We start from the raw sequence: 16336 nt of genomic DNA, 5'->3' as shown, positions 1-16336 counted from the left end.
CGTGACCGCCCTGCTGGAGCGGCCTGCCTCCGTGGCGGACAAGCCGCCGCGACGGCGACCCGCGCGCCGGTGGCGCCACCGGCTCACCGTGCTGAGCTTCATGGCGCCCGCGTTGCTCGGGATCGGGGTGTTCTTCCTCTACCCGCTGCTGGCCGCCGTGTACTTCTCGTTCACGCGGTTCGACCTGCTCACGGTCCCGCGGTGGGTGGGGCTGCGGAACTACACGTACCTGTTCACCCAGGACAGCGTGGCCGGGCAGGCGGCGCTGAACACGGTGTGGTTCGTGCTGATCCTCGTCCCGGCGCGGATGCTGGCCGCGCTGCTGACGTCGATGCTGCTGGTGTCGCTGAAGCGCGGCGGCGGGTTCTTCCGCACGATCTTCTACCTGCCCGCGCTCGCACCGCCGGTCGCGGCGACGATCGCGTTCGTGTTCCTGTTCAACCCGGCGACCGGGCCGGTGAACGAGGTGCTGAGCTGGTTCGGAGTGGACGGTCCACTGTGGTTCGACTCGCCGGACTGGTCGAAGCCGTCGCTGGTGCTGCTCGGCACGTGGGCCGTCGGCGACCTGATGGTGATCTTCCTGGCCGCGCTGCTGGATGTGCCGAAACCGTTGTACGAGGCGGCGGCCATCGACGGCGCGAACGCGTGGCAGCGGTTCTGGCACGTGACCTTCCCGTCGCTGTCGCCGGTGCTGGTGTTCGCGGCGGTCACGGGGGTGATCCAGACGTTGCAGTACTTCACGCAGGCGGCGGTCGCGGCGAGTGTCGCTTCCGGCACGGCCACGACCGGTGGCGGGATCTCGTCGACGTTCGGGTACCCGGAGAACTCGACGCTGACCTATCCCCTGCACCTGTACGTGTCCGGGTTCCGCTACTACGACATGGGTTACGCGAACGCGCTCGCGGTCGTGCTGTTCGTGGTGGCGTTCGGGGTCACGGTGGTGCTGCTGCGGCGGTTCCGCGCGTTCACGGGAGGTGCGCGATGACCGTGACGCTCCCTCGCCGGGGCACGATGGTGCGCGAGTCCTGGCTCGTCGTGGTGGCGCGCAACAGCGTCGCGATCGCGGCGGCAGCCATCTTCGTGGCGCCGTTCCTGTTCGTGGTCCTGATGTCGTTCATGACGAGCGACCAGGCACTGACGTCGAACCTGTGGCCGACGACGTGGCACCCGGGGAACTTCGTCGACATCTTCACGAAGATGCCGATGTTCGACTACCTCGTGAACACGATGACGTACGCGTTGCTGGCGACCGGGTTCATGCTGTTGTCGAGCATCCCGGCCGCCTACGCGCTCGCGAAGCTGAAGTGGCGCGGCAGCACGGCGGTGTTCGTCGTGGTGATCTGCATGATGATGCTGCCACCGCAGGTCGTGACCGTGCCGCTGTACCTGATGTGGTCGAACGCGGGCCTGACCGGGACGCTGTGGCCGCTGATCCTGCCGATGCTCGTCGGTGACGCGTTCTCGATCTTCCTGTTGCGGCAGTTCCTGATGACGATTCCGGGCACCGTGCTCGACGCGGCGCGGATCGACGGCTGCTCGGAGTGGCAGGTGCTGTTGCGCGTGGTGGTCCCGATGGCGAAGCCGGGCATCGCGGCGACCGCGATCTTCCAGTTCTTCTACGCGTGGAACGACTACTACGGGCCACTGCTGTACACGAGCGAGGACCAGGCGAACTGGACGTTGTCGATCGCGTTGTCGCAGTTCAAGACGCTGCACCACGTGGAGTGGAACCTCGTGATGGCCGCGACGCTGCTCGTGATGGCGCCGGTGGTCATCGTGTTCTTCTTCGCGCAGAAGGCATTCGTGCAGGGCGTGACGCTGACAGGGGTCAAGGGGTGAGCGGGGCATGAGGGTCGCTGTCGTCGGGGGCGGGTCGACCTACACACCGGAGCTGGTAGACGGGTTCGCCCGGCTGCCGTTCACCGTGGACGAGGTGGTGCTGATCGACCCGGCCGCCGCGCGCCTGGCGATCGTGGGTGAGTTCGGCCGCCGGATACTGGCACGTTACGGGAGTCCCACCCGTCTGGAGTGGACGTCCGATCTGGACGCCGGACTCGCCGGCGCGAACGTGGTGCTGCTGCAGTTGCGGGTCGGTGGGCAGCAAACCCGGGTCAGCGACGAGACGTTCCCCCTCGACCACGGGTGCGTCGGGCAGGAGACCACCGGCGCGGGCGGGCTCGCGAAGGCGTTGCGCACGGTGCCGGTGGTGCTCGACATCGCCCGCCGCGCGCCGTCGGACGCGTGGCTCGTGGCGTTCACCAACCCGGTCGGCATCGTCACCCGTGCACTGCTCGACGCCGGCCACCGCGCGGTCGGGCTGTGCAACGTCGCGATCGGGCTGCAGCGCCGCCTGGCCCGGTTGCTGTCCGTCGAACCGGACGAGGTGCTGCTCGACCACGTCGGCCTCAACCACCTGACCTGGGAGCGGTCGGCCACTGTGGACGGTGTCGACCGGCTGCCGGAGCTGATCGCGAAACACGGCGACTACCTGGCAGAACACCTCGACCTGCCCGGCGAGTACCTGCTGCTCACCGGCACACTGCCGTCGTACTACCTGCGGTACTTCTACTGCCACGACGCGGTCGTCGCCGAACAGCGCACGTCGCAGGCCCGCGGTGCCCGGGTCGCGGAGATCGAACGCGACCTGCTCACCATGTACCAGGACCCGGGGCTGGACACGAAACCCGAGCTGTTGTCCGAGCGCGGTGGCGCGTTCTACTCGGAGGCCGCGATCGGGCTGCTCGCGTCGCTGCACGGCACGCCGGGCACGCACGCGGTCAACGTCCGCAACCGCGGCACGCTGCCGAACCTGCCGGACGAGGCGGTGGTCGAGGTGTCGTGTCTCGTCGACGGCACGGGCGCGACCCCGCTGCCGACCGCACCGCTCACCCCCGACCTCGCCGGGCTCGTGTCCCACGTGTCGGGGTACGAGGAGCTGGCCGTCGAGGCGGCGCTGAAGGGCGGCGAGGAGCGGGTGTTCCGCGCGCTGCTCGCACACCCGCTCGTCGGCCAGGTCGACAAGGCCCGCGGGCTGACCGAGCGGCTACTGGCCGCCAACGCCGAGTTCCTGCCGTGGGTCCGATGAGCGGAGCCTGCGGAGCCTGCGGAGCGGATCAGGGAGCACAGGTCGACCACGAGCGGCTCCCCGGAGCCTGCGAAGGGGAGCCGTGAGTTTGTTACTTGCCATCGACGGCGGCAACTCCAAGACCCAGGTCCTGGTCTGCGACGACACCGGGGCCGTGCTCGGCCACGCCCTCGGCCCGGGCAGCAACCACCAGACCGCGGGCGGTCTCGGCATCGCCATGGACCGGCTGAACACACTGGTGGCACAGGCCCGCGACAACGCGGGGCTCTCGTCGGCGGACCGGATCGCGCTCGCCGCCGTCTACCTCGCGGGCGCCGACCTGCCGGTCGAGCTGACCATGCTCGCCGACGCCGTCACCGCGGCGGGCTGGGCCGACAAGTCCCTTGTGGACAACGACACGCTCGCGTTGCTGCGGGCCGGGACCCCGGACCCCGACGCGGTGGCGGTCGTGTGCGGCGCGGGCATCAACTGCGTTGGCCGCGCCGCCGACGGCCGCACGGTCCGGTTCCCCGCGCTCGGCACCATCACCGGCGACTGGGGCGGCGGCGACGACCTGGGCCCGATCGCGCTGTGGCACGCGTCCCGCGCCGAGGACGGCCGCGGCCCCGCCACCGCGCTCACCGGCGCGATCGCCGGGCACTTCGGGCTGCGGTCCGCCACGGCCGTCGCCGCCGCCGCGCACCTCGACCCCGGGATCGGCGCGCGGCTCGGTGAGCTGGCCCCGGTCCTGTTCGCGACGTCCCGCGCGGGCGACCCGGTCGCCCGGTCCATTGTGGTCAGACAAGGAGAGGAGGTGGCGCTGCTCGCGATCGCGGCACTGCGGCGCCTCGAGCTGGTCGCGTCCCCCGCGACCGTGGTGCTCGGCGGCGGCGTGCTCCGCGGCCGCGACCCACTGCTGCACGACACGATCCGCGACCGGCTGGCCGACGCCACGCCGCTGGCGGAGATCACCGTCGTCACCGACCCGCCCGTGGTCGGTGCGGCACTGCTCGGTCTCGACGCACTCGGCACGACGCCGGGTGCCGCGGGACGACTGCGCACATGGTCCACCGCTTGACCCCTGCCAAGAAGGAGATCCCTGTGTTGAGAAAACTGTCCGCGCTCCTGCTGCCACTGCTGGCGGCGGGTTTCGTGGTCCCGGCAGGCACGGCGCCCGCAGCGCCAGCCGAACCCGCACCCGCGGCCGCCGAGGCCACCGCGTCCTTCGCCGCCACCAACGGCCAGCTGAAGGTGTGCGGCGTGAAGCTGTGCAACAAGAACCGCCAGGCCGTGCAGCTGCGCGGCATGAGCACCCACGGCCTCCAGTGGTACCGCCAGTGCGTCAACGACGCCTCGCTCGACGCGCTCGCGGGCGACTGGGGCGCGTCGGTCATGCGCATCTCGATGTACGTCCAGGAGGGCGGCTACGAGACCGACCCGGCCGGGTACACGAACCTGGTGTCGTCGATCATCGACAAGGTGACCGCGCGCGGCATGTACGCGATCGTCGACTGGCACATGCTCAACCCGGGCGACCCGCACTACAACCTGTCGCGGGCCAAGACGTTCTTCTCCGAGATCGCGCGGCGGCACGGCACCAAGACCAACCTGCTGTACGAGATCGCGAACGAGCCGAGCGGCGTGTCGTGGTCGCGGATCAAGAGCTACGCCGAGCAGCTGATCCCGGTGATCCGCGCGATCGACCCGGAGACCCCGGTCCTCGTCGGCACCCGCGCGTGGTCGTCGCTGGGCGTCTCGGACGGCGCGAACGAGTCCGAAGTGGTCAACAACCCGGTGAACGCGTCGAACATCATGTACACGTTCCACTTCTACGCGGCCTCGCACGGCGACGAGTACCTGAACGCGCTGTCCCGCGCCGCCGACCGGGTCCCGATGTTCATCACCGAGTTCGGCACGCAGGAGTACACGGGTGACGGCCCGAACGACTTCGCGATGGCGCAGCGGTACCTGGACCTGGCCGCGCAGAAGGGGATCAGCTGGACGAACTGGAACTTCTCGGACGATTTCCGCAGCGGTGCCGTGTTCACCGAGGGCACGTGCCCGAGCGGCCCGTTCGCGGGCACGTCCCGCCTCAAGCCCGCGGGCATGTGGGTGCGTGACCGGATCTGACGGACTGCGGACGGGCCCGGATTCGTGTTGACTTGAGGCATGCCTCTGCACGGTGAATACGAACCGAGCCCGTCCGACCGGGCCCGCGACCAGGTCGAAGAGTACGAGAGTTCCGGCGGCACCCGCGGCACGACGCTGATGGGCAAGCCGGTGGTCGTCCTGACCACGAAGGGCGCCAAGTCGGGGAAGATCCGCAAGACGCCGCTCATGCGCGTGGAGAACGGCGGCGAGTACGCCGTCGTCGCCTCGCTGGGTGGTGCCCCGAAGCACCCGGTCTGGTACTACAACGTCAAGTCCAATCCCGAGGTCGAACTGCAGGACGGCCCGGAGAAGCAGGACATGGTCGCCCGCGAGGTGACCGGTGACGAGAAGGCCAGGTGGTGGGAGATCGCCGTGGCGGCGTTCCCCGACTACGCGAACTACCAGAAGAAGACGGAGCGCGAGATCCCCGTCTTCGTCCTCAGCCCGAAGAACTGAGGAGTTCGGGCACCGACACCGCGTAGACGCCGGTGGCCCCGCACTCCTCCTGCCACTGGCAGTCCTCCTCGGCGACGGCGGTGCTGCCGTCCGCACTCATCACCGGGCCTCGCAGGTAGGAGATCTCCCGGAGCTGCGGCAGCATCGCCTCCCGGCCGTCCACTGTGTCCAGTACGTACCCGGGGGCGGAGATGAACCAGTACCCGTCGCGGCGCTGGCGGAAGTAGCTCAGCACCCGGCCGTCGGTCGACGACGCGGTCGGGCTCACGGTCATGGTGTACTCGGGCGACCACTCCCCGACCGGCACCGGGGTGGAGCCGGGCGCGGTGCCGACCTTCTTGATCGTGTGCGTCCCGCAGTTGTCGCACCGGTAGAACAGCGTGGTGCCGTCGCCGCTCAGCACCAGAGCGCCGGTGTGGTCGGTCTCGACCAGCATGCGCAGTTCCTTGGTCACGGGGTCGAGCAGCGCCGCCCGCGCCGACGTGCCCGGCGCCGGGCTGTAGTCGAACACCACGGTCGCGCCGTCGTCGGAGACCACCGGCGCGGAGGCGAGGTGGCAGCCGGTGGCCGGGTCCGTGCACGACAGCAACGTCTCGGCCTGGCCTGCCTGCAGGTCGTACCGGTACAGCGTGCGCTGGAACGTCCAGTACAGCCAGCGGCCGTTCCCGCTCAGCGTGTGGCCGCCCGTGCCCCGCTCGGCCACCACCGTGCGCGTGGTCCCGGCGACGAGGTCGCGGACGTGGATGCCGCTCGTCGTGAGGAACACCAGCGTGCGGTTGTCCGGCGCCAGTGCCGACCAGCCGGAGGGCGCGGGCACGCCGTCGGCCCCGACGCTGGTGATCTCCACCGCGCCCGTCTGCCGGTCCTTGCGGACCTGGTACCTGCCCTGCGACTCGGCGGTGCGGTACGGGGCGGGCACCAGCACGCTGTTCGTCTGGGCCGAGAGCAGCACGTACCGCCCGTCGGCGGACACGTCGCCGAGCCACGACCTCGGGTCCGGGTCGGACTGGCCGGTCGCGGTGGTGTCGACCCGCGTCATCCAGGCCGGCGGGCCGATCTGCTTGGCGGCGGACGCCGGGCCGTCGCCCGCGAGGTTCGTGGCGGTGACGGTGAGCGTGTAGCGGCCGCCGCTCGTGAGCCCGTCGACGGTGGCGCTGTTCTGCCAGCCGGGCACGGTGACGCGGCGGGCGCCGGGCTGGAGCGTGACCGTGTAGCCGGTGAGCGGCAGGCCGCCGTTGTCCGGCGTGGTCCAGTTCAGGGAGACCCGCGTGCCGTCGTTGCGCACGGAGGAGATGGTCGGCGCGCCCGGCAGGGTGGGGTCGGGCCGGGTCGGCGTGTAGAAGTAGCCGACCGCGTCCACCAGCGCGTGCGACGAGCCGGCGTGGTTGTACACGTTCACGGCCGTGCCGCCGGCCACCGCGGTGTTGGGCACGGTGGCCCGAGCGGCGACGCTCAGGGTGGAGACCTGCGGCCGTGCCGTGCCGGAGCCCCACGCGGTGAGGTAGGTGCTGGCGGTCGGCTGCACGCCGGTGAGGGTGAACAGGGTGGCGATGGTCGGGAAGTTCGGCACGCCGCCCTCGGTGGCGAAGTAGGCCTGGCGGGTGGTGCGAGCGGCGATCGGGCCGTCGGTGCCCTCGCGCGTGTCGAGCACGCGCCGCGGGCTGGCGAGCGGCACGTAGCGGCCGGTGCCGCTCGGGGAGAACCAGCCGAGGACGTCGACCAGCACGTGGGTGTTGCCGCTGTTGTTGGTGATCCGGACCGCGCCGTCGGCATCGATCCGCGTGACGGTCGTGTTGGCGCGGTTGACGTTCGCGGCCAGGTTGACGGTGGAGGTGCCCGCCTGGCCGTCCGGGGTGACGCGCAGGAAGGTGCTGGCCGTGGGCTCGACACCGGTGACGTTCAGCAGCACGGCCGTGGCGTCGGCGGGCACGCCGCCCGCACCGCGCACGGCGAGGGTGCGGGTCGCGCCGGGGCCGATCGCCGTCGTGGCCCGCGTGTCGAGGATCCGGCTGGCCGTGGCGGTGGTGAACCCGGTCCCGTCCTTCGCGAAGTACCCGACGAGGTCGACGACGGCGTCGATCGTCCCGTTGCGGTTGAGGACCCGGATCCGCCGGTCCGCGCCGAGGGTCACGAACGCACCCGCCGCGGCCGTCTGACCCGCGGCGAGGTTGAGCGTCGATGTGCCGGCGTACTGGTCGGGGAACATGCTGAGGAAGGTCGACGTCGAGCCGCCGGTACCGGTGAGGTTGACGACGACCGCGGTCGCGTCGGCGGGCAACCCCGGCACGGCGAGCGCGACGGTCTCCCCGGCCGCGATCTTGCGCTGGTGCCCACCGACGGGGGTACGCGTGTCGAGGATCCGTTGTGGCGTGGCCAGTGGTGTGTAGGTCGCGCCGGGCGGTGCGTCCTGTGCGGCGGCGTTCCCCACCGGGAACAGGGTCAGGACGAGAACCAGCACGACAAACCAACGAACCGCACGCATGAACGCCCCCACGGAAGACCGGAACCCAGACCCGTACCCCGCGACGAGCAGGTGGGATCTTGCCACACCCTCGGTTACGTGACCACCGGCATTGCCACAACAACGGGTGTCACCCGGCCAACGCGCATCCGGCACTCGACGTGACGATGTCCTTGTCCCACAGGCCATCCCGGTTATCCACAGCCGCACGAGTTATCCACAGGCGCACCCGAAACCCCACCCGTTGTCGCCCCCAGCCGGTAAGCTGGCAAGGCGGGACGCCCCCGGGACAGGGTGGGGGTTTGGTTACTGTCCTGGGGACGCGCTGACCAGCGGTTTCGCAGTGCTTCGCAGCAATGTCGCGCCGCACAGCACCGTCAGTCCCAGTGCCACCGCGAAGCCCGTCCTCAGCGCCGACGCGTCACCCGCCAGTGACCACAGCGCCGCCCCCGTCGCCGACCCGGCCGCGATCCCCACCTGCCGCACCAGGTTCGACGTCGCCGCCGTCACGCCCAGCCACTCCCTCGGCGCGTTGCCCATCAGGAACACCTGCACCTGCCCGTTGAACAACCCGAACCCGGCCCCTGCCAGCGCCAGCCGCCACGCGAGGTCCTCGGGCGCCGCCGTCGCCACCACCAGCGACGCCAGCCCCGCCGCGATCACCCCGGCCCCGCACAGCGCGACCACCCTGGTCCCCACCCGGTCCGCGACCAACCCCGCCCCGTACGCCGTCACCAGCGCCGACACCGGGAACGCCAGCAGCACGAGCCCCGCCGTACTGGGATCACGCAGGAAGAACGGCACCAGGAACGTCACCAGGAACAGTCCCGTGTAGACGAACACGAGCGCGACGTGCGGCCCCAGCACACCCCTCGTCGACAGCAGCGCCCGCACCGGCGCCGACGCCGCGCCCCGCCACCACACCACCAGCAACACCGCGCCCACCAGTAACCACGGGCTCAGCAACAGTCCCAACAGGACACTCGCCGCGCCGCCGCCGAACGTCGCCGCCTCGGCCAGCCACCGCCGCGACGGCCACGCGAGGCGGTCGCCGACGGGCAGCGACCGCCTCGACAGCACCACGATCGCCACCAGCACCGGCACGGTCACGTAGAAGATCCAGGGCCACCCGAACGACTCGACCAGCCACCCGCCGAGCACCGGCCCGGTCATCCCGCCCGCCGTGCCGAACAGCATCGAGATCCCGAACGCCCGCGCCCGCCGCGCGGGCGCGACCGCGACCGTCGTCAGCATCGGCGCGAGCGCCAGCAGCACCACGGCGAACACTCCCTGCCCGACCCGCGCCGCGATCAACCAGCCAACCGAAGGCGACAGTCCACAGGCGACGGTGAATACCGCGAAACCCAGGCACGCCAACCGAAGCGCCCGACCCGGATCACTCGCGTCCACCCAGCGGCCCGCGCACAACGCGAGCCCGATGATCGGCATGAGGTAGCCGAGCACCACCCACTGCCCCACCGCCGCGTCGGCGATCGACGGCAGCGCCACGTTCACGATCGTCGCGTCGAGCTGCGCCACGAAGATCGCGAGGCTCGCCGCGACCACCAACCCCCACCGGTCCGCCACGGTAACCTTCCCCAGCCGGAACAACTTTGCTTTGCAAGCAAATCTATTAGGAAGACAAAGGTATGTCAACGGGCCTTGGCCTCACCGAGGCGGTGCGCGCCCTCCTGCTGCTCCTCCCGCGGGTGGTCGGCCGCGTCAAACGCTCCCCGATCCCGCCGGAGCTGGCGTCGTTCTCACTGGCTCCGCGCCACCTCTCGCTGTTCGCGTACCTGCAGTTCGACGGACCCATGCCGGTCAACGAGCTGGCCAGCCGCCTCGAGGTCGCGCCCGCGACGGTCAGCCTGATGATCAGCGAGCTGAGCAAGAAGGGCCTGCTCGTCCGGCGCGAGGACGAGACCGACCGGCGGCGGACGATCGTGAGCATCGCCGAGGACCGCACGGCGGCCGTCGAGGCGTGGCTGTCGGCGTCCGCCCAGGCGTGGCAGGTCGCGCTCGAGCCGCTCACCGACGAGCAGCGGCGCGTGTTCGTCGACACGCTCGGCGCGTTCGAGCGTGAGCTCAACCGCGAATAATGGCGGCATGACACAACGCGTGTGGACCGAAGTCGACGACTACATCTCCGGCCTGCTGATCGGCGCGGACGACGCACTGGACAACGCGCTGGCGGCGAGCGACAAAGCCGGGCTGCCGCAGATCGCGGTCTCGCCGACCCAGGGCAAGTTGCTGCACCTGATCGCCCGCGTCCACGGCGCGCGCAAGATCCTCGAGATCGGCACCCTCGCCGGCTACAGCACCATCTGGCTGGCCCGCGCGCTGCCGCGGGACGGCAAGCTGATCACGCTCGAGTACGAGCCGCTGCACGCGGAGGTCGCGACGGCGAACATCGCGGCCGCCGGTCTCGCCGACCGCGTCGAGGTGAAGGTCGGCGCCGCGCTCGACTCCCTGCCCGCGATCGCCGGCGAGGCCCCGTTCGACCTGTTCTTCATCGACGCCGACAAGGTCAACAACCCGCGGTACGTCGAATGGGCGCTCGACCACTCGCGGCCGGGCAGCGTGATCATCGTCGACAACGTGGTCCGCAGCGGTCAGGTGGTCGACGCGACCAGCACCGATCCGTCCGTCGTCGGCACTCGCCAGCTGGGTTCGCTGCTGGCGAAGGACCCCCGGGTGTCGGCGACGATGGTCCAGACGGTCGGCGACAAGGGCTACGACGGTTTCGCGCTCGCCGTGGTCGAGGGCTGAACCGCCTGCGAGCCGTGACCGGACACGGGGGCCGGGTGCGCGCCACCACGAAGCGTGGCACCCGGCCCCAGGATCAGGCGATGTCCTTGGCGCCGTAACCGGCCGTGCCCGCCGGGACGAAGCGGGCCACGCGTCTCGGGGGAACGAGACCCGGCAGGGCGATGCGCCACATCTCCGTCACCCGCTCGTGGATGTCCTCGCGGCCGGACAGCACCTGCGAGGAGATCTGGATCCCCGTGAACGACGCGATCACCCAGCGGGCGATGACGTACGGGTCGAGGTCGGCCTTGAGGTCGCCGCGTTCCTGGGCGGCCACCATGTAGTCGCGCACTGTCCGGATCCAGTCCGCGTAGGCGTCCGGCGCGGGGTCGGCGAAGGTGCCGGTCTCGATCACGAGGCGGATGCCGGCCCGGACGCGGACGCTGGAGCGCAACGAGTTCGCCATGTCGTGGCAGAGGTCGATGGCGGTCTGGATGCCGGTTGGCGGCTCGGTCGGCAGGGACTGGCCCACGATGGACTGTTCGCTCACCAGCGCGTGCGCCAAGTCCTCCTTCGAGGAGAAGTGGAAGTACAGCGCGCCCTTCGTGACCCCCGCCTTCGCGAGGATGTCGGACAGGCTGGCCCCGTTGAAGCCGAACTCGTCGAACACGGCCGCTGCCGCGTCGAGGATCGCGTTCCGGGTTCGTTCCGCGCGTTCCTGTCTTGCCACTCCAGCCTCCAGCCGCGAATGGCGTCACCGAAGCGGGACCCGCAGGGCCTCGGAGACGCGCGCGCCAACCGTCCAACGGCCCTCAGCCTAGCTCAGATCTCCCGCGAACGAAGTCGAAAACATACCGGGTGGTAGGTTTCGTTCCTCGCGACCAGGTTGTTCGAAGGATGGCACCATGCCCAGGCGCGCGCTCGGTTCAACCCCCTGGCGCACAAGAGCTGCACACGTCGCCTGATTTTCGTTCGGCGCCTTCGGCTCGCACGGCGGCCAGCGCTGACTCCGACGCGATCCCCGGCAGCAGCGTGCGCCACGTGCCGGTCACGGCATCGCCGAGGTCGCCGTCCCGGATTCCCGTCCACCACACCATTTCCAGCCCGGACGACACGGCGAGGACGAGTGTGGTCACCTCTTCGACGTCGATGTCCGCGCGAAGGTCGCCCGCACGCTCGGCCGCCAGTAGCAACGTCTCGATCGCCGCCAGCCATTCGCCGTAGAAATCCAGGAACGGCTTTCCCCGGTGGCCGCATTCACGAGCGGTGCGGAACGAAGCACGCACCAACGGCTCGGACGTCAACCACCAAGCCAACTCGTGCGTCACGTTCACCACCCCCTGCAAGGCAGGCACCGGCGACCCCACCACCCGATACACCGCGGCGCGCAACAACCCGCACGCCTCAGCCTGAATGGCCCCGGCCAGTTCGTCCTTCGACGAGAAATGAAAGTAGAACGCGCCCTTGGTCACCCCGGCGGACCGCGACACGTCCTCCAACGTCGCCCCCGAAAACCCGTTGCGGTCAAACAACTCCGCTGCGGACCGCACCAGGTGCAGCCGCGTGTTCTCGGACCTCGACTGCTTTGTCACGGCAGGCCCCGGACGACGAAGGAGGCGACGACCGTGTCCATGCCGACGAACATACCGGACGTCCGCGCTGTTTCTACCCCGCGAAACGGCACGTGCCGGCTGACCGCAATCGCCTCACCAGGCCCGGAGCGGCGATTCCGGTAATGCGGGTGACCCCACGCCCGCAAGGTACTCCGTCAAGTCACCGCCTCGGCTCTTCACCACGTTTTCCCTAGCATGGCTCGAGCGAACCTACCCCTCGCGCGGCCTATCGTTCGTGGGTACTGCGATGCGCACGGGATTCCGCACCGCGAGGTCGGCGTCGTGGCCTCCCACCGGGAGGTGGCGCGGCACCTCGGCGAGGTGAGTGAGGCGGCACGGTCATGAGGACGTTCTCCACACCGGGTGAACTGGTCGACGCGGCGGGGACGGAGCTGGGCACGTCGCCGTACCAAACCGTGCTCCAGCACGACGTCGACGTGTTCGCCGCGCTCACCGGTGACCTCCAGTGGATTCACATCGACCCCGAGCGCGCCCGGTCCGGGCCGTTCGGCGGGCCCGTCGCGCACGGGATGTACACGCTTTCCCTGATCCTGCCCCTCCTGGCCGACGTGTTCACCGTCGACGGGCCGGTCGTGGTGGTGCACAAGGGTTTCGACCGGGTGCGGTTCGCCGCGCCGGTGACGGTCGGCGCACGGGTGCGGGTGTCGGCCGAGCTGCGGTCGGCCGACGTGCGGGCCCGCGGGTTCACCGAGGCGGTGCTGGCCGTGGCCGTCGAGGTCGAGGGCGAGCGGTGGCCGGCGTGCACGGCCGACCTGCGGTTGCTGTACCAGGAGGAGGCGGAGGAGGAGTGGGTGCCGATCGCGTCCTGATCGCGCCCCGCAGGCACTGCTGGCAGGATTTTGTCGTACAACGTCCGGACTGCCACTGTTGGCAGCAACACGACGAGCGCAAACTTAGTGCCATGGAACTTCTGGTCATCGCCCTCATCGCCGCCCTCGTCACCTACGGCCTGAACCGCAACAACAAGCACAACCCGGAGCACCCGCACCTGCACGGCAGCACCGACGTCAAGAACATGGACACCGAGCGCGTCGCCACCGACCTGCTCGCCCGTGCCTGACCCCGCGCGCGTGACCGGCACACGCACCGCCGACGACAACCCCTGAGCCGCGATCCGGAGCCGGATCGCGGCTCCCGGCACGCCCTTGCGCAGCCCCAGGGGGACTGGGATGCTCGGGGAAACATTCCTGCTGGATTGTATGTCGGGAGTTTCAGATGGCGCGGCGTCCTCGTTCACTGGCCGGCAAGGTTGTCGTCATCACCGGCGGCGGGCGCGGGATCGGCGCGGCCACCGCATCCGCGCTGGTCAAAGCCGGGGCTTCGGTGGCCATCGGCGATCTCGACCTCGACGTCGCCAAGGGGACGGCCGACGAGATCGGCGGCGACGCCGTCGCCCTGCCACTCGACGTGACCGACCGCGGCGGGTTCACGCGGTTCCTCGACGACGTCGAGAAGCAGCTCGGGCCCATCGACGTGCTCATCAACAACGCGGGGATCATGCCGCTCGGCCCGTTCGAGGACGAGGACGACCGGACCACCGCGCACCAGCTCGCGATCAACCTGCACGCCGTCATCCACGGCACCCGCGAGGCGGCGCTGCGCATGCGGCCCCGGCGGACCGGGCACGTCGTCAACATCGCTTCCGCGGCGGGCAAGGCGGGCTTCCCCGGTGGCGCCACCTACTGCGCGACCAAGCACGGCGTCGTCGGCTACTCCGAGGCCGTCCGCGCCGAGCTGCGCGGTTCGGGTGTCGAGATCTCCGTCGTGATGCCCGCCATCGTGCGCACCGAGCTCGCCTCGGGCCTCACCGACGCGCGGTTCATCAAGACGGTCGAGACCTCGGACGTCGCCGAGGCGATCGTGAAGACGCTGCGGTACCCCAGGTTCGAGGTGTTCGTGCCGCGGTCGATCGACGCCACGTTCCGGTTCACGCGCCTGCTCCCCCGCGCGGCAGCCGAATGGGTGTCGCGCACACTCAAGGGTGACCAGATCCTGCTCGGAGCGTCACCGGAAGCGCGGCGCGCGTACGAGGCCCGCGCCGCCGCGAGCGCACCGACGACCGACCGGGAGATCGGCGAATGAGCAGGCCGCCCGCGCTGACCGACACGCTCCTCGACACCCTGCGCGCCCGCGTGTGTGCGTCCACTTCGGACACCTACACGTCGACGGAGGTCTTCACGGGCGGCGAGCTGGCCGTGCTGCCGCAGTCGGCGGTCACCGACGTGCACACCGCCTACGAGCGGGCGGCCCGCGCGCGGCAGGAGTGGGCGGCGCGGTCCGTCGAGGACCGGCTCCGCGTGTTCCACCGCTTCCACGCACTGCTGATCCGGGACCGCGAAATCGTCGCCGACCTGCTGCAGGCCGAGACCGGCAAGGCCAGGCGGGACGCGTTCGAGGAGCTGTGCGAGCCGGCGCTGGTGACGAGCTACTACCTGCGCACCGCGCGGAAGCTGTTGCGCCCCGTGAAGCGGGCCGGCCTCATGCCTGCCGCGATCAAGCTCACCGAGCTGCGGCAGCCGAAGGGTGTCGTCGGGATCATCTCGCCGTGGAACTACCCGTTCGCGCTCGCGCTCGGTGACCTCATCCCGGCGCTGATCGCGGGCAACGGGGTGGTGCTGAAGCCGGACAGCCAGACCGCGCTGAGCCCGCTGTTCGGTGCCGACCTGTTGTACCGGGCGGGTCTGCCGGAAGGTCTGCTGCAGGTGGTGCTGGGTGACGGTCCCACGATCGGTGGCGCGGTCGTGGACACCTGCGACTACATAGGGTTCACGGGTTCGACGCGCACGGGTGCGCTGATCGCGGCGCGCGCGGGTGAGCGGCTGATCGGGTGCTCGCTGGAGCTGGGCGGCAAGAACCCGATGATCGTGCTGGACGACGCGGACATCGAGGCGTCGGCGCGGTCGGCGGTGCGCGGGTGTTTCGCGAACGCGGGGCAGCTGTGCCTTTCGCTGGAACGGATCTACGTGCCGGACGCGATCTTCGACCGGTTCGCGGACGCGTTCGTGGCGGAGGTGGGGCGGCTGCGGCAGTCGGCCGGCTACTCGTATGGCGCGGACCTCGGGTCGCTGACGTCGCGGCGCGCGCTGAAGACGGTGTCGGAGCACGTGGACGACGCGCGGGCGAAGGGTGCGACGGTGCTCGCGGGCGGGCGGCCGCGGCCGGACCTGGGACCGTACTTCTACGAGCCGACGGTGCTGACGGATGTCACGCCGGACATGCTGTGCCACGCGTCGGAGACGTTCGGGCCGGTGGTGTCGCTGTACCCGTACGCGACGGAGGACGAGGCCGTGTCACTGGCGAACGACACGGATTACGGTTTGAACGCGAGTGTGTACGGGCGGGATCTGGTCCGGGCAGGGCGAGTGGCGGCACGGCTGCGCACGGGGACGGTGAACGTCAACGACGGGTACGCGTCGGCGTTCGGCTCGACGGACGCGCCGATGGGCGGGATGGGTGCTTCGGGGCTCGGGCGTCGGCACGGCGCGGAGGGTTTGCTGCGGTACACGGAGGTGCAGTCCGTTGCGGCGCAACGGGTTGACCTGTTGAACCCGCCTCGGTGGCTGCCGCACGGGGCTTATTCGCGGTTCATGGCGGCGTCGTTGCGGTTGATGAAGAAGACGCGGCTGCGGTAGCAGGTGTGGCCTCCGGCCCCCTCGAACCACGCTACCGGACGCCACCGACAATTCCGCCGCTCGCGGCGCGAGGTTGTGGACAACTGCCTGGCGGGCAGTTCCGTGGTGTGCGAACAATGCCGCCGCGGGCATTTCGTGGACGGTTGCCGGGCGGCGACGAACCACCTGGCGAACAGCGGTCGCGAAATCG

The 16336-nt window shown here is 70.3% G+C and carries 16 protein-coding genes; 12 read left to right on the top strand and 4 right to left on the bottom strand.

What is annotated here, in order from left to right; genetic code table 11:
• Nucleotide 1: 1 nt before the first annotated feature.
• The 6 genes from FHR82_RS43615 (at nucleotide 2) to FHR82_RS43590 (ending at nucleotide 5671) form a co-directional block, all read left to right on the top strand.
• Nucleotides 2-985: a carbohydrate ABC transporter permease gene (locus FHR82_RS43615; protein ID WP_311771579.1), complete on the top strand. Its 984-nt coding sequence runs from the start codon at nucleotides 2-4 to the stop codon at nucleotides 983-985.
• Nucleotides 982-1839, top strand: a complete 858-nt coding sequence (locus tag FHR82_RS43610; RefSeq protein WP_184816583.1) for a carbohydrate ABC transporter permease — start codon at nucleotides 982-984, stop codon at nucleotides 1837-1839. Before FHR82_RS43615 ends, FHR82_RS43610 begins: the two co-directional genes overlap by 4 nt.
• A 7-nt stretch (nucleotides 1840-1846) precedes the next feature.
• Entirely contained in the window at nucleotides 1847-3085 is a 1239-nt protein-coding gene (locus tag FHR82_RS43605) for a 6-phospho-beta-glucosidase (protein ID WP_184816582.1), read from the top strand.
• Nucleotides 3086-3167: 82 nt separating this feature from the next.
• Complete coding sequence (locus tag FHR82_RS43600; RefSeq protein WP_184816581.1) at nucleotides 3168-4142, top strand: N-acetylglucosamine kinase; 975 nt, start codon at nucleotides 3168-3170, stop codon at nucleotides 4140-4142.
• A 23-nt stretch (nucleotides 4143-4165) separates the two neighbouring features.
• The gene (locus tag FHR82_RS43595; protein ID WP_311771578.1) at nucleotides 4166-5194 is read left to right on the top strand and encodes a glycoside hydrolase family 5 protein; all 1029 of its coding nucleotides are present in this window, start codon (nucleotides 4166-4168) and stop codon (nucleotides 5192-5194) included.
• A gap of 39 nt (nucleotides 5195-5233) precedes the next feature.
• Entirely contained in the window at nucleotides 5234-5671 is a 438-nt protein-coding gene (locus FHR82_RS43590) for a nitroreductase family deazaflavin-dependent oxidoreductase (RefSeq protein WP_184816579.1), read from the top strand.
• On the opposite strand, the gene FHR82_RS43585 is transcribed toward FHR82_RS43590, so the two are convergent.
• Nucleotides 5655-8129 (bottom strand): fibronectin type III domain-containing protein, encoded by a 2475-nt coding sequence (locus tag FHR82_RS43585; protein ID WP_184816578.1) that lies wholly within the window; start codon nucleotides 8127-8129, stop codon nucleotides 5655-5657. The two genes, FHR82_RS43590 and FHR82_RS43585, sit on opposite strands and share 17 nt — an antisense overlap.
• A gap of 309 nt (nucleotides 8130-8438) precedes the next feature.
• A complete protein-coding gene (locus tag FHR82_RS43580) occupies nucleotides 8439-9719 on the bottom strand; it encodes an MFS transporter (RefSeq protein ID WP_184816577.1) in 1281 nt (426 codons plus the stop codon).
• 62 nt (nucleotides 9720-9781) lie between these two features.
• Here FHR82_RS43580 and FHR82_RS43575 point away from each other — a divergent pair, with 62 nt between their 5' ends.
• Nucleotides 9782-10231, top strand: coding sequence for a MarR family winged helix-turn-helix transcriptional regulator (locus FHR82_RS43575; protein ID WP_184816576.1), 450 nt, complete (start codon nucleotides 9782-9784; stop codon nucleotides 10229-10231).
• A 7-nt stretch (nucleotides 10232-10238) separates the two neighbouring features.
• Nucleotides 10239-10901, top strand: a complete 663-nt coding sequence (locus FHR82_RS43570; RefSeq protein ID WP_184816575.1) for an O-methyltransferase — start codon at nucleotides 10239-10241, stop codon at nucleotides 10899-10901.
• 73 nt (nucleotides 10902-10974) lie between these two features.
• Here FHR82_RS43570 and FHR82_RS43565 read toward each other — a convergent pair whose 3' ends face one another.
• The gene (locus tag FHR82_RS43565) at nucleotides 10975-11610 is read right to left on the bottom strand and encodes a ScbR family autoregulator-binding transcription factor (protein WP_184816574.1); all 636 of its coding nucleotides are present in this window, start codon (nucleotides 11608-11610) and stop codon (nucleotides 10975-10977) included.
• Nucleotides 11611-11806: 196 nt separating this feature from the next.
• On the bottom strand, nucleotides 11807-12472 hold the full coding sequence (locus FHR82_RS43560) for a ScbR family autoregulator-binding transcription factor (RefSeq protein WP_184816573.1): 666 nt from the start codon (nucleotides 12470-12472) through the stop codon (nucleotides 11807-11809).
• Between the two features lie 362 nt (nucleotides 12473-12834).
• Between FHR82_RS43560 and FHR82_RS43555 the strand changes: the two genes are divergently transcribed.
• From FHR82_RS43555 to FHR82_RS43540, 4 genes are all read left to right on the top strand, one after another.
• On the top strand, nucleotides 12835-13323 hold the full coding sequence (locus FHR82_RS43555) for a MaoC family dehydratase (RefSeq protein WP_184816572.1): 489 nt from the start codon (nucleotides 12835-12837) through the stop codon (nucleotides 13321-13323).
• A gap of 92 nt (nucleotides 13324-13415) precedes the next feature.
• Entirely contained in the window at nucleotides 13416-13574 is a 159-nt protein-coding gene (locus FHR82_RS43550) for a hypothetical protein (protein WP_184816571.1), read from the top strand.
• 155 nt (nucleotides 13575-13729) lie between these two features.
• Entirely contained in the window at nucleotides 13730-14596 is an 867-nt protein-coding gene (locus tag FHR82_RS43545; RefSeq protein ID WP_184816570.1) for an SDR family oxidoreductase, read from the top strand.
• Nucleotides 14593-16146: a succinic semialdehyde dehydrogenase gene (locus tag FHR82_RS43540; RefSeq protein ID WP_184816569.1), complete on the top strand. Its 1554-nt coding sequence runs from the start codon at nucleotides 14593-14595 to the stop codon at nucleotides 16144-16146. Before FHR82_RS43545 ends, FHR82_RS43540 begins: the two co-directional genes overlap by 4 nt.
• Nucleotides 16147-16336: the final 190 nt, after the last annotated feature.

Origin of the sequence: Actinophytocola algeriensis (genome assembly GCF_014203735.1) — a bacterium.
In the GTDB taxonomy this organism is placed as follows: Bacteria; Actinomycetota; Actinomycetes; order Mycobacteriales; family Pseudonocardiaceae; genus Actinophytocola; species Actinophytocola algeriensis.
Note: the sequence above shows the minus strand (reverse complement) of the source record. Positions and strands in the feature narration are given on the sequence as shown.